5 protein-coding genes are annotated in these 6,605 nt (G+C 73.6%); all 5 read right to left on the reverse strand.

Annotated elements, in window-relative coordinates; genetic code table 11:
• Nucleotides 1–834: cytochrome P450 (locus tag VQ02_RS18070; protein WP_157080687.1), on the reverse strand; the 834-nt coding region annotated here is incomplete at its 3' end.
• Between the two features lie 38 nt (nucleotides 835–872).
• Nucleotides 873–2,087: a phosphopentomutase gene (locus VQ02_RS18075; RefSeq protein ID WP_048445595.1), complete on the reverse strand. Its 1,215-nt coding sequence runs from the start codon at nucleotides 2,085–2,087 to the stop codon at nucleotides 873–875.
• Entirely contained in the window at nucleotides 2,084–3,703 is a 1,620-nt protein-coding gene (locus VQ02_RS18080) for an ABC transporter ATP-binding protein (protein ID WP_048445596.1), read from the reverse strand. The genes VQ02_RS18075 and VQ02_RS18080 overlap by 4 nt, the downstream gene beginning before the upstream one ends.
• An 80-nt stretch (nucleotides 3,704–3,783) precedes the next feature.
• The gene (locus VQ02_RS18085; RefSeq protein WP_048445597.1) at nucleotides 3,784–5,262 is read right to left on the reverse strand and encodes an efflux transporter outer membrane subunit; all 1,479 of its coding nucleotides are present in this window, start codon (nucleotides 5,260–5,262) and stop codon (nucleotides 3,784–3,786) included.
• Nucleotides 5,263–5,483: 221 nt separating this feature from the next.
• Nucleotides 5,484–6,605 (reverse strand): efflux RND transporter permease subunit (locus VQ02_RS18090; protein WP_048445598.1); only part of this gene is annotated, 1,122 nt, incomplete at its 5' end.

Below are 6,605 nucleotides of genomic sequence, written 5' to 3' on the forward strand. Positions count from 1 at the left end.
CCAGAACAGGGTCGAGGCGGTGGTCTCGTGGCCGGCGACGATCAGGGTGCCGACCTCGTCGGCGAGAAGGCCGCTGGACGCATCGCCGTGGGCCGCGGTGAGGAGGTCGAACAGGTCCCGTGGCGCTCCGGCCGCCCCGCGAGCCCGGCGGGCCTCCAGCACCGCCCGGACGAGGGCGAGCCAGCGGCGGCGAAACAGGGCCCGGCGCGGGCTCGACGGGGTCGGCCAGCCGGGCGGCAGCAGGAAGTCCGCCACGGTCGGGCGGCCGAGGCGGTCGAGGTAGCCGGAGACCAGGGCCCGGATCTCGGCGCCGAGGGGACCGGTCTCGAGAGAGAACATCGAGGACGTGGCGATGTCGAGGGCGACGCGCTGCATCTCGGACCGGAGGTCGACCGGCGCGCCGGGATTTGCCGCGAGGCGACCGCAGGTCTCGTCGGCGATGCGCGCGACGAAGCGCAGCATCAGCGGCAGGGTGCGGGGCGTGAAGGCGGGGGCCAGCACCTTGCGCTGGTGGCGCCAGGCCTCGCCGTCGGCGAGCACCAGACCGCGCCCGGCAATCGGCCCGATCACCCGCCGGCCGGCGGGCAGGCGGACGAAGTGATCGGTGGCCGAGAGCAGGACGTGGCGGGCGCCGGCGGGGGTCGCGAGCAGCACCATCCGGCCGCCGCCCGGCAGCCGGATCGTCACCGCCGGCTCGTCCAGGCAGGCGCGGGGAAAGGCCTCCAGGGTGTTGCGCCGGAACGCGCCGAGGAGCCCGAGCCACCCGACCCGGTCGGCGAGGGCCGGGACCGGCGGCGCGTAGGCCTCGGCGGATCCGATGCCGGGAGCCATCATGGACAAGCGGATCCTCCGGTGGCGCTCGTCCGGAATGCTTACGCGAGCCGCCCGCCGCCTGCTACTGCCAAGCTGAGATGCCGCTCGGCCATCCGGCCGATATCCGCGAAGGCGAGCCGGCCGAGGGCGGTCGGCGGGACGCCCGGCCCGAAGGCCAGGACCGGCACCTGCTCGCGGGTGTGGTCGGTGCCGGGAGCGGTCGGGTCGTTGCCGTGGTCGGCGGTGACGAGGCAGAGGTCGTCGGGGGCGAGAGCCGCGCGGATCTCCGGCACCCGGGCGTCGAAGCGCTCCAGCGCCGCGGCGTAGCCCGGTACGTCCCGGCGGTGGCCGTACTCGGTGTCGAACTCGACGAGGTTAGCGAAGACGAGGCCGCCCTCGGCCATCCCGGCGAGGGCGGCGAGCGCCGCCGTGAGGCAGGCGTCGTTGCCGCCGGGCTTCACCTCGCGGCCGGTGGCCCGGTGGGCGAAGATGTCGCCGATCTTGCCGACGCTCACCACCGGCCGGCCGGCGGCAGCGAGGCGGTCGAGGAGGGTGTCGCCCGCCGGCGGCACGGCGTAGTCGCGCCGGTTGGCGGTGCGGGTGAAGCCGGAGGCTTCGTCGCCGGTGAAGGGCCGGGCGATGACCCGGCCGATGCGGTAGGGATCGCAGAGCCGGCGGGCGACCGCGCAGAGGGCGTAGAGCCGCTCGAGCCCGAAGGCCTCCTCGTGGGCAGCGATCTGGAACACGCTGTCGACGGAGGTGTAGCAGATCGGCCGACCCGTGCGGACGTGCTCGGCCCCGAGCTCCTCGATGATCGCGGTGCCGGAGGCGTGGCAATCCCCCAGGATGCCCGGCAGCCCGGCCTCGGCGATCAGGGCCCGGGTCAGCGCCGGCGGGAAGGCCGGCCGCGTCGCCGGGAAGTTGCCCCAGGAGAAGTCCACCGGTACCCCGGCGATCTCCCAGTGGCCCGACACCGTGTCCTTGCCGCGGGCGCTCTCGACCGCGTGGCCCCAGGCGCCCTCGACGGGGCCGGAGGGCGCGAGGCCCGGCGGCATCCGGCCGGTGGCGGCTTCCGCGGCGAGGCCGAGGCCGAGGCCGGCGAGGTGGGGCAGGCGCAACGCGCCGGCGCGCAGGCCGGCCCGGTCGCCGTCGCCGCGCGCGCAGGCCTCGGCGATGTGGCCGAGGGTGTCGGCGCCCGCGTCGCCGAAATCCGCGGCGTCCGGGGCAGCCCCGATGCCGACGGAGTCGAGGACGATGAGGAGCACGCGGCTCACTCGCGGACCGCCCCGGCGGGGGCCGCCGCGAGGTCGAAGGCGGCGGCGAACAGGGCCTGCGTGTAGGCGGTGCGGGGGGCGGAGAAGATCTGCTCCGCCTCGCCCTCCTCCACCACCTGGCCGCCCTGCATCACCAGCACGCGGTTGGCGAGCGCCCGCACGACCTTGAGGTCGTGGCTGATGAACAGGTAGCCGAGGCCGCGCCGGCGCTGCAGCTCGCGCAGCAGCTCGACGATCTGCGCCTGCACCGACATGTCGAGGGCGGAGGTCGGCTCGTCGAGGACGACGAAGCGCGGATCGAGGGCCATGGCCCGGGCGATGGCGATGCGCTGGCGCTGGCCGCCGGAGAATTCGTGCGGGTAGCGGTCCATCGCGGCCGGGTCGAGGCCGACATCCTCGAGCGCCCGGGCGACGATGGTGCGGCGCTCCGCGTCGCTGCGGCCCGTCCCCTGCACCGCCAGTCCCTCGGCGACGATCTCGGCCACCGACATGCGGGGCGACAGCGAGCCGTAGGGATCCTGGAAAACCACCTGCATCTCGCGCCGCAGGGGCCGCATGGCGCGGGACGACAGCCCGTCGATGCGCCGGCCGAGATAGACCACCGGCCCCTGGGCGGCGACGAGGCGCAGGATCGCGAGGCCCAGCGTCGTCTTGCCGGAGCCGGATTCGCCGACGACGCCCACGGTCTCGCCTTCCCGCACCCTCAGCGCCACCCCGTCGACCGCCTTGACGTGGCCAGTCGTGCGCCGCAGCAGGCCGGTGCGGATCGGGAAATGGACGCGGATCGGCCCGGCCTCGACCAGGGGCAGGGCCGTCTCCGGCACCGGGTTGCCGCGGCCCCGCGGCTCGGCGGCGAGCAGGCGGCGGGTGTAGTCATGGCGCGGGTTCGAGAACACCTCGGCCACCGGGCCGGCCTCGACGATGCGCCCCTGCAGCATGACGCAGACCCGGTCGGCGACGCGGCGCACGATGCCGAGGTCGTGGGTGATGAACAGCATCGCCATGCCCAGCCGCGCCTTCAGGTCGGCGAGCAGGGCCAGAATCTGCGCCTGCACGGTAACGTCCAGCGCGGTCGTCGGCTCGTCGGCGACGAGAAGGTCGGGCTCGCAGGCGAGCGCCATCGCGATCATCACCCGCTGGCGCTGCCCGCCCGACAATTCGTGCGGGTAGGCGCCGAGGCGCCGTTCCGCGTCGCGGATGCCGACGAGGCGCAGCAAGTCCAGGGTGCGGGTGCGGGCCGCCTCGCCGCCCATCCCCTTGTGCAGCCGCAGCACCTCGCCGACCTGGTCGGCGATGCGGTGCAGCGGGTTGAGGGAGGTCATCGGCTCCTGGAACACCATGGTGATGTCGGCGCCGCGCACCGCGCGCATCTCGGGCTCGGGGAGCCGGAGCAGGTCGCGCCCCTTGAACAGGATGCGGCCCTCCGGCGTCGCGCCGTCGAGGAGGCGCAGGACAGAGAGCGCCGTCACCGACTTGCCGGATCCCGACTCGCCGACGAGCGCCACGGTCTCGCCCGGACCGATGGAAAACGACACCCGGTCGACGGCGCGGGTCTCCCGCCCGCCCTGGCGGAAGACGACGGAGAGGTCCTGGACGGAGAGGAGCGGGTCGGTCATCGGCTCAACGAAACGGCAGCGGGCGGCGGCGAGCCGGGGGACCGATGTAGGTCATTCCCGGCCGGGCGGGAACAACCGTCCTACTCGTCGACCCGCGGCGCCTGGCCGAGGTCGACCGGCAGGGGCTTGAACTGCTTCAGCTCCTCGCCGCTCGGCAGGCTCCTCGTGTCCCAGCCGCCGCCGATCGCGCCGATCAGCGAGACCGCGTTGCCGAAGCGGTTGAGCCGGACCTGCAGCGCCGTGACCTCGTTGTTGAGCTCGAGCGCCTGCGCGGTGACGACGGTGGTGTAGTTCTGGGTGCCGGCCCGGTACTCGTTGAGGGCGATCTCCACCGCCCGCCGCGAGGACTGGACGGCCAATTCCTGCGCGGCCTGCTGGCGGGCGAGAATGCGCTGGCCGGCGAGCCCGTTCTCGACCTCCTGGAAGGCGGTCAGCACCGTCTGGCGGTAATTGGCGACGGCGGCGTCGTAGGCCGCCGATACCGCCTGGAGGGCGGCCGTGCGGGCGCCGCCGTCGAACAGCACCTGGCTGCCGGCTCCCGTCACCGACCAGAACGAGTTCGCCGCGGAGAAGAAGTTGCGCGCCGGGTCGCCCGCGATGCCGCCGTTCGCCGACAGGGTGACGGTCGGGAAGAACGCCGCGACGGCGACGCCGATCTGGGCGCTCTGGGCCTGCACGGTGCGCTCGGCGGTGGCGATGTCGGGCCGGCGCTCGAGCAGGTCGGAGGGCAGGCTCACCGGCACGCTCGGAGGCCGCACCGGCAGGCTGCCGCGGGCCAGCGACACCGCGGAGGGCGGGCGGCCGATCAGCGTGGCGATGGCGTGCTCGAGGTTCGCCCGCTGCAGCCCGACCGCGATCGCGTTGGCCTGGGTGGTCTGGAGCTGCGTCTGGGCGGTGATGACGTCGGAGCGGGCGGCGACGCCGGCATTGTACTGGTTCTGGGTGATCTCCAGCGAGCGCTGGTAGGCCCGGGCGGTGCGCTCCAAGAGGCCCTGGAGCGATTCCTGGTAGCGGAGCTGGTAGTAGGCGGTGGCGAGCTGGGTCTGCAGCGCGAGGCGTACGGAGGCGAGGTCGGCCGCGCTCGCCTGCGCGGCGGCGACGTCGCTCTCGATCAGGCGGCGGATGCGCCCGAACAGGTCGAGCTCCCAGGTCGCCGAGCCCTGAAGGGTCAGGGTGGTGCGCTCGATGCCGCCGGTGCTGGCGCGGCTGATCGAGGGCGCGCCGAGGGCGGTGGGGAAGAGCTGGGCCCGGGCCTCCTGCACCAGGGCGCGGGCCTGCCGGTAGGCCGCGACCTGGGCGCGCAGGTTCTGGTTGTCGACGTCGATCAGGCGGATCAGCCGGTCGAGGGTCGTATCGCGAAACACCCGCCACCAGTCGCCCCGGTCGGCCTCATCGAGGGGCCGCACCGGCCGCCAGTTGCGCGACGGCATCGGCCGCGCGCCGCCCTCCTTGAAGGCGGCGGGCGTCTCGACGGTGGGACGGGAATAGTCGGGACCGACGAGGCAGCCGGCGAGAAGGAGGGGAACGATCGCCGCGGCGGCGAGCCGGAGAGGCGCCAACCCGTCCCTCCCCCATCCGCGGGGGAGGGTGGCCCGGCCGTGAGGCCGGATCGGGAGAGGGGACGCCGCTTCCGGAGAGGTCGCGCGGGCGATGACGGGCACCACCTGGATCGGCGTCGCGCTCCCCTCTCCCGTCCTGCTCCGCAGGCCACCCTCCCCCGAAGCGGGGGGAGGGTTCGGGTGCGTGTCGCCGTCCAGCATCATGAAATCGTCGAAAAAAGTCATTCGGCCGGCAGCGCCCGCGTGGCGGAATCCCTGCGCCGGCGGCGCCCGACCCAGAGCCGGAAGCGGTCGAGGTACAGGTAGACGACGGGGGTGGTGTAGAGGGTCAGGACCTGGCTCACGATGAGGCCGCCCACGATGGCGATGCCGAGGGGACGGCGCAGCTCGGATCCCTCGCCGCCGTCGAGAATCAGCGGCAGCGCCCCGAGAAGCGCGGCCAGGGTTGTCATCATGATCGGCCGGAAGCGCAAGAGGCAGGCCTCGCGGATCGACTCCCGCGGGCTCAAGGATCGGGTGCGCTCGGCGTCGAGGGCGAAGTCGATCATCATGATCGCGTTCTTCTTGACGATCCCGATGAGCAGGATCACCGCGATGAGCGCGATCACCCCGAACTCCTCCCCGGCCATCATGAGCGCCAGGATCGCCCCGATGCCGGCGGAGGGTAGGGTGGACAGGATGGTGAGCGGGTGGACCCAGCTCTCGTACAGGATGCCGAGCACGGCGTAGACCGCGAGCAGGGCCGCCAGGATCAGGAGCGGCTGGCGCGAGGACGAGGACTGGAAGCTCTTGGCCGCGCCCGCGAACTCGCCGTGGATGGTCGCCGGCGCCCGCAGGTCGCGCATGTGGGCCTCGATCGCCGCCGTAGCGTCGCTCAGGCTCTTGCCCGGCGCCAGGTTGAACGAGAGGGTGGTGGCGACGAACAGCCCCTGGTGGCTGACCTGGACCGGGGCGGTGCCGGCTTCGAAGCGCGCGAAGGCGGCGAGCGGCACCATCGTCTCCTTGGCGCTGCTGACCGCCGCGCTCGACGAGGCGCTGGAGCGCCCGGCCGACGCGATGGAATTCGTGGCGGCGTTGCGCGCCGAGTCGGTCGCGACCGCGGCCGCGGCGGTGCTGGCGTCGGTCGTCGCGGTGGCGGCGCTCGCGACGGTGCCGGCGACCGCGTTGGTGGTAGCCGAGCCGCGGGCCCGGGCCCCCGAGGTCGAGACGTAGATGAGCTTCAGGGTCTCGGGGTTGTCGAGGTAGCGCGGCGCGATCTCCATCACGACGTGGTACTGGTTGAGCGGGTTGTAGATCGTCGAGACCTGGCGCTGGCCGAAGGCGTCGTAGAGGGTGTTGTCGAT

The sequence above is a fragment of the Methylobacterium variabile genome (genome assembly GCF_001043975.1).
Taxonomy (GTDB): domain Bacteria; phylum Pseudomonadota; class Alphaproteobacteria; order Rhizobiales; family Beijerinckiaceae; genus Methylobacterium; species Methylobacterium variabile.

Excerpts from the sequence above, each read along its gene's own strand:
- VQ02_RS18080 (WP_048445596.1), bottom strand. The coding sequence starts at position 3,703 with ATGACCGACCCGCTCCTCTCCGTCCAGGACCTCTCCGTCGTCTTCCGC.